Source organism: Amycolatopsis rhabdoformis (genome assembly GCF_035918295.1).
Lineage (GTDB): Bacteria > Actinomycetota > Actinomycetes > Mycobacteriales > Pseudonocardiaceae > Amycolatopsis > Amycolatopsis rhabdoformis.
The window spans coordinates 8949627-8969859 of sequence record NZ_CP142149.1 but is presented as its reverse complement, the minus strand read 5'-3'; the positions used below and the strand labels follow the sequence as shown (position 1 = coordinate 8969859).

General features: G+C 71.7%; 17 protein-coding genes. 6 read left to right on the top strand and 11 right to left on the bottom strand.

Annotated features, from left to right (window positions below):
- Positions 1-497: 497 nt before the first annotated feature.
- From VSH64_RS41695 to VSH64_RS41685, 3 genes are all read right to left on the bottom strand, one after another.
- Positions 498-1004, bottom strand: coding sequence for a hypothetical protein (locus tag VSH64_RS41695; RefSeq protein WP_326568221.1), 507 nt, complete (start codon positions 1002-1004; stop codon positions 498-500).
- Positions 1005-1125: 121 nt separating this feature from the next.
- A complete protein-coding gene (locus tag VSH64_RS41690; protein ID WP_326568220.1) occupies positions 1126-1716 on the bottom strand; it encodes an HhH-GPD-type base excision DNA repair protein in 591 nt (196 codons plus the stop codon).
- 24 nt (positions 1717-1740) lie between these two features.
- A complete protein-coding gene (locus tag VSH64_RS41685; protein WP_326568219.1) occupies positions 1741-2385 on the bottom strand; it encodes a spermine/spermidine synthase domain-containing protein in 645 nt (214 codons plus the stop codon).
- Positions 2386-2447: 62 nt separating this feature from the next.
- Here VSH64_RS41685 and VSH64_RS41680 point away from each other — a divergent pair, with 62 nt between their 5' ends.
- Positions 2448-2630 carry a DUF1918 domain-containing protein gene (locus VSH64_RS41680; protein ID WP_326568218.1) on the top strand — a complete coding sequence of 61 codons (183 nt, stop codon included), beginning with the start codon at positions 2448-2450 and terminating at the stop codon, positions 2628-2630.
- 6 nt (positions 2631-2636) lie between these two features.
- Here VSH64_RS41680 and VSH64_RS41675 read toward each other — a convergent pair whose 3' ends face one another.
- Positions 2637-3836: an MFS transporter gene (locus VSH64_RS41675; protein WP_326568217.1), complete on the bottom strand. Its 1200-nt coding sequence runs from the start codon at positions 3834-3836 to the stop codon at positions 2637-2639.
- Between the two features lie 109 nt (positions 3837-3945).
- On the opposite strand from VSH64_RS41675, the gene VSH64_RS41670 reads away from it, so the two are divergent.
- Both VSH64_RS41670 and VSH64_RS41665 read left to right on the top strand, forming a co-directional pair.
- On the top strand, positions 3946-4269 hold the full coding sequence (locus VSH64_RS41670) for an ArsR/SmtB family transcription factor (RefSeq protein ID WP_326568216.1): 324 nt from the start codon (positions 3946-3948) through the stop codon (positions 4267-4269).
- 184 nt (positions 4270-4453) lie between these two features.
- Positions 4454-5638: an MFS transporter gene (locus VSH64_RS41665; RefSeq protein WP_326568215.1), complete on the top strand. Its 1185-nt coding sequence runs from the start codon at positions 4454-4456 to the stop codon at positions 5636-5638.
- A 63-nt stretch (positions 5639-5701) separates the two neighbouring features.
- On the opposite strand, the gene VSH64_RS41660 is transcribed toward VSH64_RS41665, so the two are convergent.
- The gene (locus VSH64_RS41660; protein WP_326568214.1) at positions 5702-6013 is read right to left on the bottom strand and encodes a DUF3017 domain-containing protein; all 312 of its coding nucleotides are present in this window, start codon (positions 6011-6013) and stop codon (positions 5702-5704) included.
- The gene (locus VSH64_RS41655; RefSeq protein ID WP_326568213.1) at positions 6010-6867 is read right to left on the bottom strand and encodes a bifunctional methylenetetrahydrofolate dehydrogenase/methenyltetrahydrofolate cyclohydrolase; all 858 of its coding nucleotides are present in this window, start codon (positions 6865-6867) and stop codon (positions 6010-6012) included. Before VSH64_RS41655 ends, VSH64_RS41660 begins: the two co-directional genes overlap by 4 nt.
- A gap of 223 nt (positions 6868-7090) precedes the next feature.
- Here VSH64_RS41655 and VSH64_RS41650 point away from each other — a divergent pair, with 223 nt between their 5' ends.
- The gene (locus tag VSH64_RS41650; RefSeq protein ID WP_407655598.1) at positions 7091-10477 is read left to right on the top strand and encodes a TNT domain-containing protein; all 3387 of its coding nucleotides are present in this window, start codon (positions 7091-7093) and stop codon (positions 10475-10477) included.
- Between the two features lie 59 nt (positions 10478-10536).
- Here the strand turns inward: VSH64_RS41650 and VSH64_RS41645 are convergent, their stop codons facing one another.
- From VSH64_RS41645 to VSH64_RS41635, 3 genes are all read right to left on the bottom strand, one after another.
- A complete protein-coding gene (locus VSH64_RS41645) occupies positions 10537-11952 on the bottom strand; it encodes a phenylacetate--CoA ligase family protein (protein WP_326568211.1) in 1416 nt (471 codons plus the stop codon).
- Positions 11953-12028: 76 nt separating this feature from the next.
- Positions 12029-12616: a pentapeptide repeat-containing protein gene (locus VSH64_RS41640; protein ID WP_326568210.1), complete on the bottom strand. Its 588-nt coding sequence runs from the start codon at positions 12614-12616 to the stop codon at positions 12029-12031.
- A 25-nt stretch (positions 12617-12641) separates the two neighbouring features.
- Positions 12642-13286 carry a TetR/AcrR family transcriptional regulator gene (locus tag VSH64_RS41635; protein WP_326568209.1) on the bottom strand — a complete coding sequence of 215 codons (645 nt, stop codon included), beginning with the start codon at positions 13284-13286 and terminating at the stop codon, positions 12642-12644.
- Between the two features lie 122 nt (positions 13287-13408).
- Here VSH64_RS41635 and VSH64_RS41630 point away from each other — a divergent pair, with 122 nt between their 5' ends.
- A complete protein-coding gene (locus VSH64_RS41630) occupies positions 13409-13762 on the top strand; it encodes a hypothetical protein (RefSeq protein ID WP_326568208.1) in 354 nt (117 codons plus the stop codon).
- 1 nt (position 13763) lies between these two features.
- Entirely contained in the window at positions 13764-14807 is a 1044-nt protein-coding gene (locus VSH64_RS41625; RefSeq protein WP_326568207.1) for an LLM class flavin-dependent oxidoreductase, read from the top strand.
- Here VSH64_RS41625 and VSH64_RS41620 read toward each other — a convergent pair.
- Complete coding sequence (locus VSH64_RS41620; protein ID WP_326568206.1) at positions 14779-18114, bottom strand: error-prone DNA polymerase; 3336 nt, start codon at positions 18112-18114, stop codon at positions 14779-14781. The two genes, VSH64_RS41625 and VSH64_RS41620, sit on opposite strands and share 29 nt — an antisense overlap.
- A gap of 59 nt (positions 18115-18173) precedes the next feature.
- Positions 18174-19742, bottom strand: coding sequence for a DNA polymerase Y family protein (locus VSH64_RS41615; RefSeq protein WP_326838183.1), 1569 nt, complete (start codon positions 19740-19742; stop codon positions 18174-18176).
- Positions 19743-20233 lie beyond the last annotated feature (491 nt).

Genomic DNA, 20233 nt, shown 5'->3' with positions numbered 1-20233 from the left:
CGCTCGTGCCGGGCTCACGGCGCCTGGGTCTGCGACCGAGCACCGGTTTGGCTACCGCGCGTGGCCCGAACCGGCGCGATCTGACCACTCGCCCGGCCGCCGATCGGACAGCCGTGACTGCGCTTCCGGCGCGAGCGGCACCTTCGTGCCATCGGCGAGGTTTTCGCAGGTCAGAGGCAGTAAAATGGGTGCGGGGCCGGTCCCCCTGAGGTTGGGCGGGGGCTTGCTTGCGGGTGGTGAGGACGGGCGACTGGAGAGGGCGGCGGGCAAGAACTTGTTCGCCGCAGACGCAGGCTCGCACGCGACGCGCACCGGGTTGCTGCGTGATGCGAGCCAGGTTGCCGCGCGACGCGCGCACGGTTGCGCGCGGCAGACACAGGTTCGCTTGCGGCGCGCGCAGGCTTGCTCGCCGCGGACGCAGGCTCGCTCTCGATAGGCACAGCGTTGCTTGCGGGAGCGGGCCTCCCGACCTACCGGAAGACCCGCCGCCCAAACCGCTAGCCGTGGAAGTGCACCTCACCGGTCGCGGCCGGGGTGTCCGGGCCGCCGCAGCGTTCGGTGAAGGTGGCGTCCAGGGCGGTGAGGGTGCCGTCGGGCGCGCGGGTCAGGTGGGTGATCGTGAAGTCGCCCTGGAGGGTGTCGCCGCAGCCGAAGGCGCCGCGGACGATGAAGATGCCCGGGCCGGCGAGTTGGGGTGCGAGCTGGGCCCGGTAGTGGGCGCCGAGGTAAGTGCCTTCGTGCAACTGCTCGCCAGAGGGGGCGCTGAGTTCCACGCGGGCGTAGTCCCGCTGGTCGGCGGTGGCGGCGTCGACCTTCACGGCTCCGTCGTACTCCCACACGGCGACGTCGTCGGTCGGGGCCGACCAGCTTGCCGAGCCGCTGAGCGGCTGCGCGCCGGGTTCGGACGTGTACGAGAAGCCGGCGATCGGCGCGGCGTCGGCGGACGTCGTGGTGATGCCGGCGGCCGCGACGGCCACCGCGGCGGTGAACAGGATTCGGCGCACGTGGTTCCCCTCCCCTGGGCGTGCTGCCGGTGCAGCACCGACGAAGATCCTTCCAACGCCGGAGCCGACCCGGATAGCCGCCGTTGGGCGGATTACCGCTCAGTGAGACAGGGCAGAGAACCTACTTCTTCGGAGTAGCAGCAGCCGCCGCCTTCTGTTCCTTCTTGAACGCCCGCACCTCCGCCAACGTCTTCGCGTTCACCACATCCGCGATCGACCGCCGCGACCCACGGTCCCCGTACGCGCCCGCGGCTTCGCGCCAGCCCTTGGGCTGCACGCCGTACTGCTTGCCCAGCAGGGCGAGGAAGATCTTGGCCTTCTGTTCGCCGTAGCCGGGCAGGGCTTTGAGGCGCTTGAGGACCTCGGGGCCGTCGGGCTTGGGGCGGCCTTCGGTCCAGAGCGCTTCGGCGTTGCCGTCGTAGTGTTCGACGAGGTGCTGGCACAGGGCCTGCACGCGGCGGGCCATGGAGCCGCCGTAGCGGTGGATCGCGGGGGGCGTCACGCACTTCTCCACGAAGTCCTCGGTGTCCGCCTCCGCGATGCGGTGCACGTCGAACCCGCCCATGCGGTCGGCGATCTTGCGCGGCCCGAGGAAGGCGACCTCCATGGAGATCTGCTGGTCGAGCAGCATGCCGACGAGCAGCGCCACCGGGTCTTCGCTCAGCAGCTTGTCGGCTTCGGCGTCGCCGCTCAGGTGCACTTCACGCGTCATACGGGAAAGCATGGCAGACGGCCGTCAAACCCGGGCGAACCACAGCACGTCGGGCCCGCGGCGGGGCACCGGGACCGCCGCCTCGCGCACGTCGGCGAAATGCGCGCGCAGCCGTCGGGTGAACGCGGGCACGGCGGCGGCGCTCCACACGGCCAGCACGCCGCCCGGACGCAGCAGGCGGGTCAGACCGTCCACTCCGGACTCGGTGTAGAGGCCGGCGTTGCCGGAGGTGACCGTCCACTCGGGACCGTTGTCGATGTCGAGGCACAGGGCGTCGAACGACGAAGGGCACTCACGCAGCCACGGCACGAGGTCCGCCTCCACCACCTCCACGCGCGGGTCGGCCAGCGCCGAGCCGTGCACCGAGCGCAGCGGGCCCGTGCGGTTCCACGCGATCACCGCCGGCTCGCGTTCCACGACCACGACGGAGCCGGTGTTGACGTGATCCAGCGCGGCCCGCAATGAAAAACCCACCCCCAGGCCGCCGATCAGCACGCGGGCGCCGGGCGCGAGCAGGTCCAGTGCGCCGGTGGCGAGAAGCCGTTCCGAGTCGCCATTGCGGGTGTCCATGAGGAACACGCCGTTCTCGATCACTTCGAGCGCGGCACCGTCCCGGCGCAACACCAGTTCACCGGCCCGCCCCCGGGCCACCTCGAGCACTTCAGCCACGCCGCCGAGCTTTTCACAACCGACCGGTCGGCGGCCTACCCTGACGAACGGAGGTGAACCCCATGTACGCGACGGTAGGAGACGAGATCCAGGTCCACGGCCGCACGGTGGGCGCCGCCGAGCAGCGGGCCGAGATCCTCGAGGTGCGCGGCCCGGACGGCTCGCCGCCCTACGTGGTGCGCTTCGCCGACGGGCACGAGGCACTGCTGTACCCCGGGCCCGACTGCGAAATCCACAACGAGTGAAACCGGCTAGCCGACCGCCACTTCTTCGCGGGCCTCGACGCGACGGGCGCGCCGGGTGTCCCAGAAGAACACCATCACCGCGATCGCGACGGCGCTCAGCACCGCGGCGATCTCCGGCAGCACCGTCGGCCCGGCCGAGGTGAGCACGGCCCCGCCGACGATGCCGGAGAGCCCGACGCCCAGGTAGATCGCCGAGGCGTTGAGCGAGAGCGCCAGCCCGGCGTGCCCGGGGGAAAGCTCGATGAGCCGGTGCTGCATGGGCGGGTTGATGGCCCACGTGATCGTGCCCCACACGAAGAACGTGATCCCCGCGCCGACCACGGTCACCGACGTGAACGGCAGCAGCGCCAGCACCACGGTCATCCCGCCGAGCACCAGCAGCACCGGCACCCGCGCGCCCCACCGGTCGGCCGCGCGGCCGCCGAGGTAGTTGCCCAGCGCGCCGCCGATGCCGTAGCAGAACAGCAGCACGGTCACGGTGCCGCCGGTGATCCCGGCCGTCGCGGCGAGCAGCGACGACGAGAGCGTGTAGACCATGAACGCGCCGAGGCACGCGAGCACCGTGGTCACCAGCAGCGCCACCACCCGCTTGTCGCGCGCCACCGCGAAGCGCTCGGCCAGCCGCACGGCCGGCGGCGGCGCCACCCGCGGCAGCACGAGCCGCACGGCGATCGCACCGGCCAGCGACAGCACGCCGACGAGCAGGAACGCGGCCTCGTAGTCCCACTGCTGCGAAACCAGGCTGCCGAGCGGCACCCCGAAGATCAACGCGACGGTGAGCCCGCCGAACACCATCGCGACCGCGCGGCCGCGGCGTTCGGGCGTGGTGAGCTCCGCGGCCACCGCGCTGGCGGCCGGCGTGAACACCGCGGCACCCACGGCCGTGACCACCCGCGCGAGAAGCAGCGTGGTGTAGCCGGGCGCGACGGCGGCGAAGAGGTTGCCGAGGCCGGTCACCACGAGCGCGGCGACCAGGAGCGTCCGGCGCTCCCAGCGGCCGGTGACGGCGGCGAACAGCGGCGAGCCGATGGCGTACGCGATGGCGAACGACGTGACCAGCTGCGCGGCGGCGGTGGCCGACACGTGCAGCTCGGAGACGAGCGACGGCAGCAGTCCGGCGACGATGTAGCCGCTGGTGCCGACCCCGAAGGCCCCGAACGCCAGCACGGCGTTCCGCGAGCCCGCGGAGGTGGAGAGGCTGGACATGGTGGTGCCCCCAAGAAGGTGAACGGGCTTGGTTCGACGAACGTCGTAGTTCGATGACGACCGTACACCGCGGGCCTGACAATTTCGAGGAACGTCGTACTATGGACGTATGGCCACCACCACGCACCTCACGCCGCTCGTGCACCCCGAGCTCGGCGAGATGACCGTCGAAGCGGTGCTGCGCGCGCTGGCCGACCCCGTGCGCCTGGCGATCGTGCGCCAGCTGGCCACTTCCGAAGCCGAGGTCTCGTGCGGCGGGCTCGAGGTGCCGGTGACCAAGTCCACACTCACGCACCACCTCGGCATCCTGCGCGCGGCGGGCGTGATCTCCGGCCGCCAGGAAGGCACGTCGCGGTTCAACTCCTTGCGGCGCACCGATCTTGACGAGCTCGCGCCCGGCCTTCTCGACGGAGTGCTCGCCGCGCGGCGCTGACCGCTCCGTTACGTGAAGAGCCTCACCCGGATACCGGGATGACAAAACCCCACCCCATCGGTTGAACTGGAGCGCGGACAGCCACGACGACGTCGGAGCTGTCCAGTTTTTTGCCCGACTTCTAAAGCGCTTCAGAACGGGTTGAGCCCGGGCTGAGTAATCGATTTCTCCAGGAAGGAGAGCCGTGCCCGTCGCGTTGCTCGCGCTCGCCATCGGTGCCTTCGGCATCGGGACCACCGAGTTCGTGATGATGGGCGTGCTGCCCCAGGCAGCCGCGGACTTCCACGTCGACATCCCCACCGCCGGCTACTTCATCTCCGCCTACGCGCTCGGCGTCGTGATCGGCGCCCCGCTGCTCACGGCGGTGGCCGTGCGGCTGCCGCGCAAGACCATGCTGCTCGCGATGATGGGCCTGTTCACGCTGGGCAACGGCCTGTTCGCGCTCTCGCCGAACCAGGGTTTCGGCATCGCGTTCCGCTTCCTCGCCGGCCTGCCCCACGGCGCGTTCTTCGGCGCCGGCGCGGTGATCGCGTCGAGCCTGGTGAAGCCGGGTGACCGCGCGAAGGCGGTGTCGATGATGTTCATGGGCCTCACGGTGGCCAACGTCGTCGGCGTGCCGCTGGGCACGCTGCTGGGCCAGCAGGTGGGCTGGCGCGCGACGTTCGGCGTGGTCGCGGTGATCGGCGTGGTGGCCGCGGCCGCGATCTACAAGCTCGTGCCGCACCAGGGCCGGCCGGCCGAGGCTTCGCTGCGCGGCGAGCTGAGCGCGTTCCGGCGGCCGCAGGTGTGGCTGGCGCTGGCGATCGTGATGTTCGGGCTCGGCGGGGTGTTCGCCTGCATGTCCTACATCGCGCCGATGCTCACCGACGTCGCCGGCTACTCGCCCGGGGACGTGACGCTGCTGCTGTCGCTCGCCGGGGTCGGCATGACCGTGGGCAACTACCTCGGCGGCCGGCTCGCCGACCGCGCGCTGATGCCTTCGCTGTACGGCGCGATGCTGTCGCTGGCCGTGGTGCTGGGGATCTTCACGCTCACGGCACACTCGAAGGCCGGCGCGGCGATCACGATCTTCTTCGTGGGCCTGGCCGGCTTCATGATCGGCCCGATGATGCAGACGCGGATCATGCAGAAGGCCGGCGGCACGCCTTCGCTGGTGTCGGCGGCGGTGCAGTCGGCGTTCAACATCGCGAACTCGATCGGCGCGTACCTCGGCGGGCTGGTGATCGCCGGCGGGCTCGGCCTGGTGGCGCCCAACTGGGTCGGTGCTTCGCTGGCCGTGGTCGGGCTGTCGATCGCCGCGGTGTCCGGCACGATCGACCGGCGCGACGCCCGCGCGGCCGAGCAGCAGGAGCTCGCGCTGGCTTCCTGAAAGCCCGAGAACGACAGTGGCCCCGCACCAAGCCGGTGCGGGGCCACTGTCATGTCGGAAGGGTCAGGACGTCGTGTCGAACGGACCGCCCGTGATCGTGAACGCGATGTACAGCACCGCGGCGCACAGAGCCGCGTAGGTGACGACGTCCACGACCTTGCCGCGGATCGCCAGCAGGCCCACGCGGTCCTCGGGCAGCAGCAGCCGCAGCAGGCCACCGACCAGCAGCGCGGCGCCGACCAGCACCGCGCCCTCGCGCCAGTGGTACTGCAGGATCCGCAGCGCCGCGGCCAGCAGCAGGAGGATGACCAGCCCGAACGGCACGTGGACGGTCCAGGACCGCTGGGTGCGTGGCCGCTCGGAGGTCATGGTCATCGGCTCGCGGCCGCGCGTTCGGCGGCTTCGACCACGTTCGACACGAGCATCGCGCGCGTCATCGGGCCGACGCCGCCGGGGTTCGGCGACAGCCAGGCGGCCACCTCGGCCACACCCGGGTCGACGTCGCCGGTGAGCTTGCCATCGACGTGGGACACCCCGACGTCGAGCACGGCCGCGCCGGGCGCGACCATGTCGGGCTTGATGATGCCGGGCACGCCCGCGGCGGCGATCACGATGTCGGCGCGGCGCACCTCGGCGGCGAGGTCACGCGTGCCGGTGTGGCAGAGCGTCACGGTCGAGTTCTCGCTGCGGCGGGTGAGCAGCAGGCCCATCGTGCGGCCGACGGTGATGCCGCGGCCGACCACGGTCACGCGCGCGCCGTTGAGCTCGACCCCGTGGCGCTTGAGCAGCTCGATGATCCCGTACGGCGTGCACGGCAGCGGGCCGCGCTGGCCGAGCACGAGGCGGCCGAGGCTGGTGGGCGCGAGGCCGTCGGCGTCCTTGTCGGGGTCGATGCGCTCGAGCACGCGGTTCGCGTCGAGGTGCTTGGGCAGGGGCAGCTGCACGATGTAGCCGTGGCACGTGGGATCGGCGTTGAGGTCGTCGATCACGGCCTCGAGCTTCTCCTGCGAGATGTCGGCGGGCAGGTCGCGGCGGATCGAATTGATGCCGATCTTCGCGCTGTCCGCGTGCTTCATCTTCACGTAGGAGTGCGAGCCCGGGTCGTCGCCGACCAGCACCGTGCCCAGCCCGGGCACGACACCCCGCTCGGCGAGCGCGGCCACCCGCGGGCGCAGCTCCGCGAAAATGGCGTCCTTCGTGGCCTTGCCGTCCAGAATCTTCGCCGTCACGTGACCATTCTCGCAAAGCACTGCCCGTGCTCGGACCGCGCCTCGGGTGGACACGCAGCGTGCTCGCCGGACCACCCGATCGGCCCGCGCGTCGCAACCGGGCCGTCCGGATCACCGGACGTAGACTTCCCGTCACCCCTGGCGCTGTATTCCGCTCCGGCTTGGTGATCTTGAGCATGCGGTGTCGACCGAGGTCAGACCGCACCCGAGTGGCAAAAGACCCATGCGGGGTGCGTTCGCGCGCGCGAACAGTCAAAATGTTCCCGTGGCACAACCGACGACGCAGCTGAACGCGACCGAGCAGGACACACTGGTCAAGCAGATCGGGCTCGCCCTGCTGCGCGCAGCACCACGCGACTGGCGCAAGGTCACGGTGGAGTATCGCGCCGTCGGCAGGTACCACGAGCTGACCGGCGAGATCCGCACCGAGGACGGCACCGGGCAGGACTGGGTGGCGACCCACGACATCGCGACGCTGTTCGGCCGGCTGCGCGCCGGCATGTACCGCGACGGCCGCGGCACCTGGTTCAACGCGCGCTACCAGCTCGACCACCCGTCCAGCTACAACCTCGAGTACAACCGCGAGGAGCCGACCTGGCACCTCGCGCCGCCGCCCCAGGCGTACCAGGACGAGCTGCGCATGTTCCCCCGTACGGAGGAGAACGTGCCGGAGTGGCTGATCCGGCGCCTGTCCGGCCTCGGCCCCGAGCAGCCCGGCCCGCACTTCCGCATCGCGCGGATCTTCGACACGATCGGCCCCGCCGGGCGGCCGGTCATCAACCGGCCCGACCTCGACGTCGCCGAGCAGGACCGCCTGCTCGACTACCTCGACCACGCACCCGTGGTGGTGCAGGACCGCGGCTACGACATCGACCGCCTCGCGCCGACGCCCGAGGCGACCGTGCCGGTGGCCTTCCACAGCGACGGGCAGTGGATCTGGCCCGCGGCCGTGAACTTCTACCTGCGCCAATACGGCGTATCGCCGGAGCCCGACCTCGTCGAGCACATCCGGTCCAACGGCTTCCAGCTGCCGCAGGTCGACGACCTCGCGCTGCAGGGCGCCGCCGCCTACCTCACGCGGGGCAGCCAGCAGCAGCGTCCCGGGCCTCCGCCGCAACAGCAGCAGCCGCCGATGCCGCCGGCTCCCCCGGCCGCGCAGGCCCCGCCGGTCGCCCCTCCGGTGCCGCAGACGCCGGAACAGCCGGCCGCGCCCGTGGACGTGCCGCTGGCCGTGCACACGCCGCCGGCCGAGCCGGACCAGCAGGGTGAACCGCCGTTCGAGCAGGTCTTCGACGGCGCCGCCCAGCACGAGAACCGGCCGCAGCACGACAACAGCGTGCAGGGCTTCCAAAACGAGCAGTACCAGGACGAGCAGTACGACGAGTTCGACGACCGCTTCGCCGGCGAGGACCACTTCGACGACCAGCAGCACCAGGACTTCGAACCGGCCCACGACCAGGCGCCCAACGGCGTCGGCGGCCCGCCGAACGGCGCGCCGGCCGACAACCCGACCCCGGTGGCCGAGCGGACCGCGCTGTACTCGCCGGTGGACCCGAACGCCGCTCCGTCTTCACCTGAGCGGCCTTCGCACGAGCAGTCGCCGCACGAGCAGTCCGCGCAGGCGGAGTCTCCGCACGAGGAGCAGCAGCGCACGGCGCTCTACGCCCCGGTCGATCCGGCGGCTGCCGCACCGCAGCAGCACGAGGAGCAGCGGACGGCTCTCTACGCGCCGGTCGACCCCCACTCCGCACCGCCGGAGGAGGACGCCGAGCAGACCGCGCTGCACGCGCCGATCGAGGCCGAGCCGGAGCTCGAGGAAGAGCCGGTGCTGTTCACCCACACCGATGAACCCGCGCGGCACGACGAGCCGGCCGAGCAGCACACCGCGCTGTACGCGCCGGCCGACCGCGGTGCGGAGCAGTTCACCGATCCGGCGCAGTTCGACAACGCGGCGCAGTTCGACAACGCCGACCAGTACGAAGACGCGGAGCACTTCGAACCGGGTGAGCACCGCGAAACCGCCGGGCACTTCGAAAACGGCCGGCCGCTCGAGAACACGCAGACCTTCGACAGTGGCCGACCCTTCGACGGTGGCCAGCCGTTCGAAGGCCGGCAGTTCGAGGGCCAGCAGTTCGAGGGCGGCGAAGCGTTCGACGACCGCCGGCAGTTCGAAGACGGCCAGTACGACCAGGCCGGTCCGTACCAGGGCGAGCAGTACGAGGACGACGAGCACTTCACCGAGTCCGAATACGACGAAGCCCAGTACGACGACGAGCAGCACGAAGGCGGCGCCCCGGCCGGCCGCGAGCCCGGCTTCGACCCGGGCCCGCCGACCACGATGATCACGCCCGACGAGGGGGTGCCCGGGGTCCTGCCGGTGCCCGAGATGCCGACGCCCGCGCGCGCCGCCCGCCCGGAGCCGGCCGCCGAGCCGCCGGCCCCGCAGCGGCAGCCCCAGCAGCCTCCTCGGCGCGTGCGCCGCGAGCTGCCGGCCGAACCCGCGCTGGCGAAGCTGCAGACGCGGCTCGACGAGCTGGACGTGCCGGACGCCGCCTACCAGCTGGGCACGCCGACCGAGCGTGGCTGGACCGTGGAGCAGGTGGACGAGGGCTGGCGCGTCGGCTGGTACGACGGTGAGCTGATCAACCCCGCGGTGTTCGGCGACTCCGACGACGCCGCCGCGTTCATGCTCGGCAAGGTCCTGCTGCACCCCGACGGCCACGAGCCGGCCGAGGAGCAGCCGCCCCCGCCGCCGGAGCCCGTGGTCGAAGCGCCGAAGGCGCCCGTGGTGGCCACGCTTTCGCCCGAGGTCGCCACGGGGTCGTTCCCGTTGCGCCCGCGCGAGACCGTGCCGCCGCAGGAGCAGACGGCGTTCACGTCGGCCGAGGAGCTGCTCGGCGACGAGCCGGAGGCCGAAGAGCCGCAGCCGCGCCAGACCCCGCCGCCCATGCCGCCTCCGATGCAGCCGCCGACGCAGGTGACTCCGCCCGTGCAGGCGCCGCCGCGTCGTGAACCGCCGATGCCGCCCGCTCCCCCGGCCGGTGGTCTGGGCCTGCCGACGGGGCCTGGTGCGCCGCTCGGCGCCGGTGGGCTCGGCGGAACCGGCTTGGGCGGGCCTGGCCCGCTCGGCGGTCCGGGTGGACCTGGTGGTCCCGGTGGACCTGGCGGCCCGGGTGCGCCGGTCGCGCCGCCGCGCCGCGAGGAGGCCGCACGGGCCAACGGTGCGCCGCGCGCGGCCAACGGTGGTGGCAACAGCCAGTGGCCGATCGGGCCGATGTCCGGCGAGCCGCCGCTGACGTTGTTCCGCGGCAAGGAAATGCGCGAACTGCCGGTGGGCAGCGAGCTCGACCGCTTCGGCGGCCCGAGCGGCAACCTGACCTACGCGGCGGGCACGCCGTTCGAGGAGCGCTCGCTGGTGCCGGAGTGGGTGAACCGGCCGTACCACGTGTACCGCGTGCAGCGTCCGCTCGAGACGCTCGCCGGGGTCGCGATCCCGTGGTTCAACCAGCCCGGCGGCGGTTCGGCGTACCTGCTGCCCGCGTCGATCGAGGAACTGCTGGCCGAGGGCGACCTGCTCGAACTCGAACCCGGCGAACCGCCGATCGACTGAGCTGCTTGAACTGGGTTTCTTGAAGTGACAAGGGGCGGGGCCTGCGGGCCCCGCCCCTTTCACGTGCCGCGCGTGTAGCGGTGCTTCACGCCGACCGGGAAGTACTCCGGATCACCGGCCGGGCGCAGGACGACTTCGGGCAGCTGCCGTTCGGCCGGCACGTAGTGGGCGAACTCGCTGTTGAGGCGCAGGAGCTGGTCGCGGATCGAGGTGGCGAGCACCTCGGCGTCACCGGCGTGGCCCGGCGCCAGCTCGACGGTGATCCGCAGCCGGCGGTCGCGGTCGGCGTCCTCGTAGGTTTCGAGCACGAACTTGCCGGTGACCCAGCCGCTGACCTGGGGCTGTTCGAGGCCGACGGTCACGTTCTCCGGGTAGATGTTGGCGCCGAAGAAAGACACTGTGAACAACGAGCGACCGAAGAGGTACACGAACGGCAGGTCGGGGCCGTCGGCGGGCGTGAAACCGTTGCGGGCGCAGAACTCCAGCAGCTCGGCGTGCGCGAGCACCCCGCCTTCGTCGGCGATGTGGTATCGGACCAGGGGCACGCCGTTGTCGCCGGAGAAGAGCAGGGTTCCGTTGTCGGCTTCGAAAAAGCGGCTCGCGGGGTCGTACTGCACGAGCGTCGGCAGCCGCGACTCGCCGAACAGCTCGCGGGCCAGAGCCGGTCGCGCGGCCAGGAAGCGGCGGATCGAGACCGACTTCGGGGTCTCGGTGCCGAGCACCCCCGCGTCGGCCGTGCCGTAGAGGGACACCATGCCGCTCACCGGATCGGCCACGCCGGCGCGCTGCGCTACCAGGTCGCGCCACTCCTCGCTGAACACCTCACCGGCGAACACCATCTTCACCGAGTGCTCGGCCCAGCCGGTGCCGCTGTCGACCACGTCCTTCACGAACGGCGGATAACCCAGCAGCACGACCTGGTCGAAGTGCGGCGCCAGCTCCGGCAGCACCCGCAGGATCTCGGCCTTGTTGTTGCCCGGCGCGACCGTGGTGATCGGGAACCCCTTGGCCGCCAGGTGCCGCACGCAGGCCGCCGTGAACAGGCCGCCGACCCACGTGCCCAGAGGGAAGCAGACCACGGCCAGCGTGGTGCGCGTGTCGGCTTCGAACGTGCGGAACACCTGCTCGAACCGCTCGGCCACGTGCAGCTCGTCGGCGAGCGAACGCGGCCAGATCGTCGGCGTGCCCGAGGAACCCGAGGACACGGCGATCATGTCGCACGCGTCGAGCCGGCCCTCGCGGCAGAGCTCGGGCAGCGGGTACTGGCTCTGGTAGGCGGCCTTCGACGTGAGCGGCAGCCGCCGGAAGTCGGCCAGCGTCGTGACGCCGGCCGGGTCGATGCCCTGGGTGTCGAGGAACTTCCGGTACGCGGGCACGGTGGCCACCACTTCGCGGAAGAAGCCCAGGACGTCGAGCGGACGTCGGTCGCCGGCGAAGAACGCCTGGTAGGCCTTGATCACGTCGTCGGGTCGCACCGGTCCATCATCTCCCGGCGACGGGGTGCTCGGCCAGCGCACGACCGGGCACGACGCAGGCCCGATCGGCACCGCGTTACTTCACGACCAGCCCGTGGGCCGCGGCATACGCGATGGCGGTGTCGACGTCGACGTACGCGCCGCGCAGATCGGCCTGCACCAGGGCGTTGGCGTCGAGGACGGTGCCGCGCAGGTCGGCGCCCGCGAGCTTGGCGCCCTGGAGCCGGGCGCCGCTGAGGTCGGAGCCGCGCAGGTCGGAGTCGGTGAGGTCGGCGTCGGTGAGGTTCGCCTCACGCATGCGCAGGCCGGACAGCTGCAGCTTGCGCAACCGGCCACGCGAGAGCGACGCCAGCGACAGGTCGCACTCCGTGAGCGCGATGCCCTGGAACCGGCAGTCCACAAAGGACGAACCGAGCAGCGAGCACGAGGACCAGCGACTGTCGGCGAGCACGGCGCGGTCGAACGTGCAGCTGCGGAACGCCGAGGCGTCGTGGCGGGAACCGGCGAGGTCGACCTTGGTGAAGTCGCAGTTGTCGAAGGTGCAGCCGCGGGTGCGCAGGTCACGCAGGTCGGCTTCGGCGAAGTCACACCCCGTGAACTGACGTTTTTCCCACCACTGCCCGGAAAGCACGGCATCGCGGTAGTCCTCACCGGTCTCGATCACTCCGACAGGATGTCACACGGCGATGTCAACGGGCCTGGCGCATCGCACGGAACATGGCGCGCGCCGAAGGTGGCGCCGGCAGAGCGGCGGTGGTGGTGGCGGTGTCGAACGACTCGATCAGGTACGCGAGGAAGCGGCGCCAGGTGTTCGGCGCCGACTGCGCCGTAGCGGTGAGCACGCCGGCGTTGGCCATCAGCAGCATGATCAGGTCCTCGGCCACGAAATCCGGCCTGAGCCGGCCCGCCTCCTGCGCCTTCTCGATGAGCCGCGAGAAGTTCTGGTACGCGCGGCGCCGCTGCGCCTCGAACGCCTTGGCGGTGGGGAACGAGAGCGTGAGCACGTGCGTGAAGCCCTGGTCCTCGGCCTGCATCGCGCACAGCGTTTCGAGGTAACCGCAGAACCCGTGCCACGGATCGGGGTCGGCGAGCGCGGTCTCCACGGACTCGGCGTAGATCGTCATCTTCTCGGTGAACACGCCGGCGATCAGGTCCGCACGCGTGGGGAACCGGCGGTAGAGCGTGGCGATGCCCACGCCGGCCTCGTCGGCGACCTCGCGCAGCGCCACGTTGAGACCCTGCTCGGCGAACACGCGCCGGGCGGCCTCCACGATGCGCTCGCGGTTGCTCTCCGCGTCGGCACGCAGGCCCGGTTTGGCCGGTGGTGTTCCCATCGCACCAGTGTAGCGAAGATGTGGAACATGGCCTCCACTTGCGCTACCGTCGATCAAGTGGACGACCTCCTCCACTTATCCCCCTCACGGGCCGACCGCCCGCACGACTCCAGGAGACGGCGATGAACGACGTCCGACTGAGAACGGTGTTCGACGATCTGCAGCGCGCGGTGGCCGCGCTCGACGTGTGGCAGACCAACCACGAAAGCCGGTGTTCGGGCCTCAGGGCGGAATCGGCCGGGCCGCTCACAACCTTCGTCGACGAAAGCCTGCCGCGGCACGCGTTGCGGGCGAAGGTCACTACCGACGCCGAAGGCGCGGTGCCGGCCGAGTCCGTGGTGCGCGCCGAGGCGCACGACGGCCCGGAGCGCGGCGGTTCCTACCGCACGCTGACCTGCGACTACCCCCTGCGGCCGCTCGGTACGACGGATCCGGCCGACCCGCTTCGGCGCGAGCGCTACTTCGGGCAGGTGTGAGGTGGAAATCGGAGCGTTCACCTTCGCCGACGTGGCGGTCGGCCCCGGAGTCGACGCGGCCCAGCGGATTCCCGCGCTGCTGGAGGAGATCGCGCTGGCCGACGAGGTCGGGCTCGACGTGTTCGGCCTCGGCGAGCACCACCGGCCCGGCTTCGGCACGCCCGCGCCGGCGGTGATCCTCGCGGCCGCGGCCGCGCGTACGAACCGCATCCGGCTCACGAGCGCGGTCACCGTGCTCAGCTCCGACGACCCGGTGCGCCTGTTCGAGCAGTTCACCGCGCTGGATCTCGCCTCGCGCGGCCGCGCCGAGATCATGGCGGGCCGCGGGGCGCTGCTGGACTCGTTCCGGCTCTTCGGCCACGACCTGGGTGACTACGACGCGTTGTTCGAAGAGAAGCTCGACCTGCTGCTCGCGCTGCGGGCCCAGGACCGCGTGACCTGGTCGGGCCGCTTCCGGCCGCCGCTGGTCGACGAGCCGATCGTGCCCCGGCCGGTGCAGCGGCCGCTACCGGTGTGGCTCGCGGTGGGCGGCAGCCCCGCGTCCGTGGTGCGCGCCGGGCGGCTCGGGTTGCCGTTCGCGCTGGGGATTCTCGGCGGGCAGGCGCCGCAGTTCACGCCGTTGATCGACGTGCACCGGCGTGCGCTCGAGCACTACGGCCACGAACCGCAGCCCGTCGCCGTGACGCTGCACGGTTTCGTGGCCGACACCTCGCAGGCGGCCGCGGACATCTACTACCCCGCCGACGCCGAAGTGCTCAACCGCATCTTCGCCGAGCGCGGCATCCCGCCGACGAACCGCGCGGACTTCACCGCCAAAACCGGACTCACCGGCGCGTACGCGGTGGGTTCACCCCAGGCCGTGGTGGAGAAAATCCTTTACCAGCACGAGCTTTTCGGCCACGACCGCGTGCTGCTGCAGCTCGGCATCGGCTCGGTGCCGCACCGCGAGCTGATGCGGGCGATCGAACTGCTCGGCACGAAGGTGGCGCCGAGCGTGCGCGCGGAAACCACGCGGCTCACCGGAAGTCCCGCGACTTCGCCGTGATCCGCAGGGGCAGCGGCTCCAGCTTCTGCGCCCGCACGCTCGCCACCCCATCGGCCTTCTCCACGACACCGCGCACCAGCAGCGCGGTGCTGGAGCGGGCGACGCGGTGGAACCGTTGCCACAGGCCGAGAGTGCAGACCACGTTGACCATGCCCGTCTCGTCCTCGAGGTTGATGAAGGTGACACCGCCGGCGGTGGCGGGGCGCTGGCGGTGCGTCACCGCGCCGCCGACGAGCACGCGAGCGCCGTCGGGCTGGTCGAGCAGGCGGTCGGCCGGCACCACGCCCAGGGTGTCGAGGTGGTCGCGCACGAACTCGGTCGGGTAGCTGTCCGGGGAGAGGCCGGTGGCCCACACGTCGGCGGCGGCGAGGTCGAGCTCGTCCATGCCGGGCAGCGTCGGGGCGTCGACGCCGGGCGCCGTGCCCGGCAGCTTGTCCGGCCGGTCCTGCGCGACGGCGCCCGCCGACCACAGGGCCTGCCGGCGGTCGCTGCCGAACGCGCTGAAGGCGCCGGCCGTGGCGAGGGCTTCCAGCTGCGGCGCGGTGAGCCGCACGCGGCGGGCGAGGTCGGACATGCTCGCGAACTCACCGTGCGCGCGCTCGGCCACGATCTTCTCGGCCAGCTCTTCGCCGATCAGCCGCACCGTGGCGAGCCCGCCGCGCACCGCGTGCAGCTTTCCGCCGTCCGGCAACGGTTCCAGCGTGGCCTGCGGCAGGCTGCGGTTCACGTCCGGGCCGAGCACCGTGACCCCGTGGCGGCGCGCGTCGGCCACGAGCGACTGCGGCGAGTAGAACCCCATCGGCTGCGCGCGCAGCAGCCCCGCGCAGAACGCGTCCGGGTGGTAGTACTTGAAATACGCGCTCGCGAACACGAGGTAGGCGAAGCTCAGCGCGTGGCTCTCCGGGAAGCCGAAGTTCGCGAACGCCTTGAGCTTCAGGAAGATCTTCTCCGCGAGCTCCGCGTCGAGACCGTTGGCGGCGGCGCCGTCGAGGAACCGGCGGCGCAGCAGCTCCATCTTCCGCTCGGAGCGCTTCGAGCCCATCGCGTGGCGCAGTTGGTCGGCCTCGGCGGCGGTGAAGTTCGCGACGTCGAGCGCGATCTGCATCATCTGCTCCTGGAACAGCGGCACGCCTTTGGTCTTGTGCAACGCGTTCTTCAGCAGCGGGTGGTCGTACTCCCACTCCTCGCGCCCCTGCTTGCGCCGGATGTACGGGTGCACCGAGCCGCCCTGGATCGGGCCCGGGCGGATGAGCGCGACCTCCACGGCCAGGTCGTAGAACTTGTCCGGCCGCAGGCGCGGCAGCGTGGCCAGCTGCGCGCGGCTCTCGACCTGGAACACGCCGATCGCGTCGGCGCGGCAGAGCATGTCGTAGATGTTCTTGTCTTTCAGGTCCAGGTCGGCGAGGTCGATCGTCTCGCCCTTGTAGTCCTGCACCAGGTCGAGCATGTAGTGCAGCGCCGAGAGCATGCCCAGGCCCAGCAGGTCGAACTTCACCAGCCCCGCCGCCGCGCAGTCCTCCTTCTCCCACTGCACCACGCTGCGGTTCTCCATCCGCGCCCACTCCACGGGCACGACTTGGCTCACCGGCTCGTGGCAGATCACCATGCCGCCGGAGTGGATGCCGAGGTGGCGTGGGAAGTCCTCGAGGGCGAACGCGAGCTGCACCACGTCGTCCGGGATGTCGTGGTCGTGGTCCTTTTCGGTGCTGCGCAAGGCACCCCAGCGGTCGATCTGCTTGCTCCACGCGTCCTGCTGGCCCGGTGAGTAGCCGAGCGCGCGGGCGGCGTCGCGGATCGCGGAGCGGGCGCGGTAGGTGATCACGTTGGCGACCTGCGCGGTGTTGAGACGCCCGTGTTTGGCGAAGACGTACTGGATCGCTTCTTCGCGGCGGTCGGACTCGATGTCGAGGTCGATGTCGGGGTAGCCGTCGCGGTCCGGAGCGAGGAAGCGTTCGAAGAGCAGCTTGTACTTCACCGGGTCGACCTTGGTGATGCCCAGCGCGTAACAGACGGCGGAGTTGGCGGCCGAGCCGCGGCCCTGGCAGAGGATGGTGTTGTCGCGGCAGAAGCGCACGATGTCCCACACGATCAGGAAGTAACCGGGGAACCCGAGGTCCTCGATGATCTTCAGCTCGTGCTCGATCTGGGCGTAGCCGGCGGCTTCGTCCTTCTTGCCGAGGTAGCGCTCTTCGGCGCCCTTCATCGTGAGTTCGCGCAGGTACGTGGTCTCGGTGTGGCCTTCCGGCACGTCGAACGGCGGCAGCTCCGGCGCGAGCAGCTCGAGCTTGAACGAGCACTCCACCCCCAGCAACGCCGAGCGCTGCACCGCGCCGGGATAACGCCGGAAGCGTTCGGCCATTTCGGTGCCGGAGCGCAGGAAGGCGCCGCCGTCACTGGGCAGCCAGCCTTCGAGGTCGTCGATGCCGCGGCGCGCGCGGATGGCGGCGACGGCGTCGGCGAGGCGGCCACGCTCGGGGCGGGCGTAGTGCGCGGCCGTGGTGGCGACGGTGGGCAGCCCGAAGTCCTGGGCGAGTTCAGCGAGGAGGTCGTTGTGGGTGCTGTCGAGGGGCTGGCCGTGGTCGAAGAGCTCCACGTACACGTGGTCGCGGCCGAAGAGCTCCACGAGCTTGCGCAGCTGCGTGGCCGCGGCGGCCGGGCCGTGGTGCAGCAGCGCCTGGCGCACGGATCCCTTGCGGCAGCCGGTGAGCACGGCGCACTGGCCGGTGACTTCCTCGGCGACGGCGCGCAGGTCGTAGACCGGGCGGCCCTTTTCGGCTTGCTCTCCGGCGGCGCCGTCGTAGCCGCGCAGCTGGCCGGCGGTGATGGCGCGGCACAGCGCGCGGTAGCCGTGGTCGCCGCGCGCGAGCAGCAGCAGGTGCTCGCCTTCGGGGTCGGCGACGCCGTTCTGCGGGCCGGCGAGGCCGAAGCTCAGCTCGGTGCCGAACACGGTGGCGACACCGAGTTCCTTCGCGGCTTCGGCGAAGCGCACGACGCCGTACATGCCGTCGTGGTCGGTGAGCGCGACGGCGTCGAGGCCGAGCCGCGCGGCCTCCTCCACGAGCTCCTCGGGGTGGCTGGCGCCGTCGAGGAAGCTGAAGTTGGAGTGGCAGTGCAGTTCGGCGTACGGCACGCGCGGGCCCGTCTCGATCTCGCTGCGCGGCGGCGGCACGTCGGAGGGGCGGCGGTAGACGTCGCGTTTGCGGCCCCAGGCCGGGCTGTCGCCGTGGTCGCCGGGCGGGGCGTCGCCTTCGCCGGACAGCGCGCGGGCGAGGTCCTGCCACGGGACGGGCGGGTTGTTCCAGCCCATCTAGTCGTTTTCGGGCGACTTGCGGGGGCTCGGGATGAGCATGCTGGTGTTCTCTTCCATCAGTCGTAGATTCCTTCCACTGTCCACATCGGATTCTCGGTGCCGGAGCACAGCACGAGCACGGCTTCGTCGGTGTCGTCGCGGCCGGTGGCGGCGAGGAGCAGCTGCAGGCGGGCCTGCTGCGGCGCGGCCGCGCGCCGGCTCGCCGCGACGGGCCACGGACCGGCCCAGTCGAGGACCGTGCGCGGCGGACCGCCCGCCACGCTCAGCCGGCACGGCGGCGCCGTGAGCTGCTTGCGGCTGGTGATGCCCACGGGCACGCCCTGCTCGTCCACGACCTGCACCGGCACGGGCTGCTCCAGCACCGTGGCGGGCGAGGGCGCGGGCAGCCGGCCCGGCCACGTGGCGTCCGGCGGCGAGGTGGGCTCACGCGGGTCGCCCCACGGGATGAGGCGGACGCGGCCGGCGGGGTCGCGGCCGCCGTCGAGGATCGGGGTGACCACGCCTTCGGGGCCGAGCAGGCCCTGCACGCGGACGAACGCACGGGCGGCGCGTTCGGTGGTGAGCTCGTCGTCCTCGCTGCGGTTGCCGCCGTGCCACAGGCCCAGCTGCAACGATTTGCCCTCGACGGTCTCTTCCGGCTCCAGCCGCAGCCGCGCGACGCCCGAGGTGGGCCGGTTGCCCTTCAGCCAGCCCTCGAACTGCCAGCGCACGCGATCCGCGACCCCTTGGGGCGTGAGGGGTTCCGCACAGCGCCAGACGCGGCCGAGCTGCTCGCCGTCCTCGGTGGTGGCGTAGATGCCGAGGCGCGTGCACGCCAGGCCGCGGTCGGCCAGCGCCGCGTGGAACCGCGCCCCGAGGTTCTTGGCGAGGAACGCGGCGACGTCGACGCGCTCCAGCACCGGATCGAACTCCTCGGTGAGCGTGAGATCCGCGGGCGGCTTGCGGCGCAGCGGCGGCCGCTCCGACAGCCCGCGCGCCAGCCGGTGCGCGAGCACCCCGTCGACCGCGAAGCGGGACATCACGTCGCGTTCGGTCAGCTCCGCGAACGCCCCGAGCGTCCTGAGGCCCAGCCTCGTGAGCAGATCGACGAGCTCCTTGCGCTCCACGTCCGGCTGATCCAGCTCGGTGATCCGCAACGGCGCGAGGAACTCCTGCGTTCTCCGCGGCGGCACGAACTCACCGTGGCGCGCCGCGATCGTGGCTCCGAACAGGCCCTCCGCCACCCCGATCTGGCACTCGACGCCCGCCACCGCCGCCACCTGGTCCAGAAGCTTCTCCGCGAGCGGATGCTCACCCCCGAAGTACCCCGCCGCCCCCGCCACGGGCACCGCGATCAGCCCCGGCCGCACCACCTCCAGCCCGACGACCAACTCCTCCACGGCGCGCGCGACGTTCTCGAACAGCCGCGCGTCCCGCCCGTCGTCCACCCCGAACACGGCCAGCTCGGGACACTTCGACTCCGCCTCCCGCCGCCGCATCCCCCGCCGCACCCCGCCCTTCCGCGCCACGGCGGTGCAGGCGACCACCCGGTTGGCGAGGAACACGGCCGCCGGGCGCGTCAGCGGCGTCCCGGCCGCGGCACTCGCCGCGACGGCGGGCCAGTCGGGGCACCAGAGGACCAGCATCCGGGTGGGGAGGGCGGTGGGGCGGGGGGTTTCGTGGGTGATGGTCATGGGGTGGCCTGGTGTCTGATGTGGACGGATCTCGGGGAGGTGGTGCGGGGGCCGCGGGAGTGGGTTCGGTTTTTCGGATCGGGAAGCGACCCTGAGCCGCGCGAACGTCGGTGCGGGACGGGGCCGGGACCTGCACACGAATCAGCCATTTCCGCGAGGCGGCCGGCTGGGGGACAGGGGTTTTCCCGACTTCCCGCGCCGGGGAACACCACCGCGCCGCCCGACCACCGGCGCGCAGCCAGGCCACGAACCAGGTCAAGCCCGAAACCCACGCCCGAACCAGCCACCCCGACAAGACGAACGGCGGTCACCCGGGTGCCACAAGACAGTCCCCGACTTCCCGCACCAGAGGACACCACCGCGCCGCCCGAAGGTCGGCGCGAGACCGGGCCACGAGCCGGAGCAGGCCCGAGACCTGCACACGAATCAGCCATTTCCGCGAG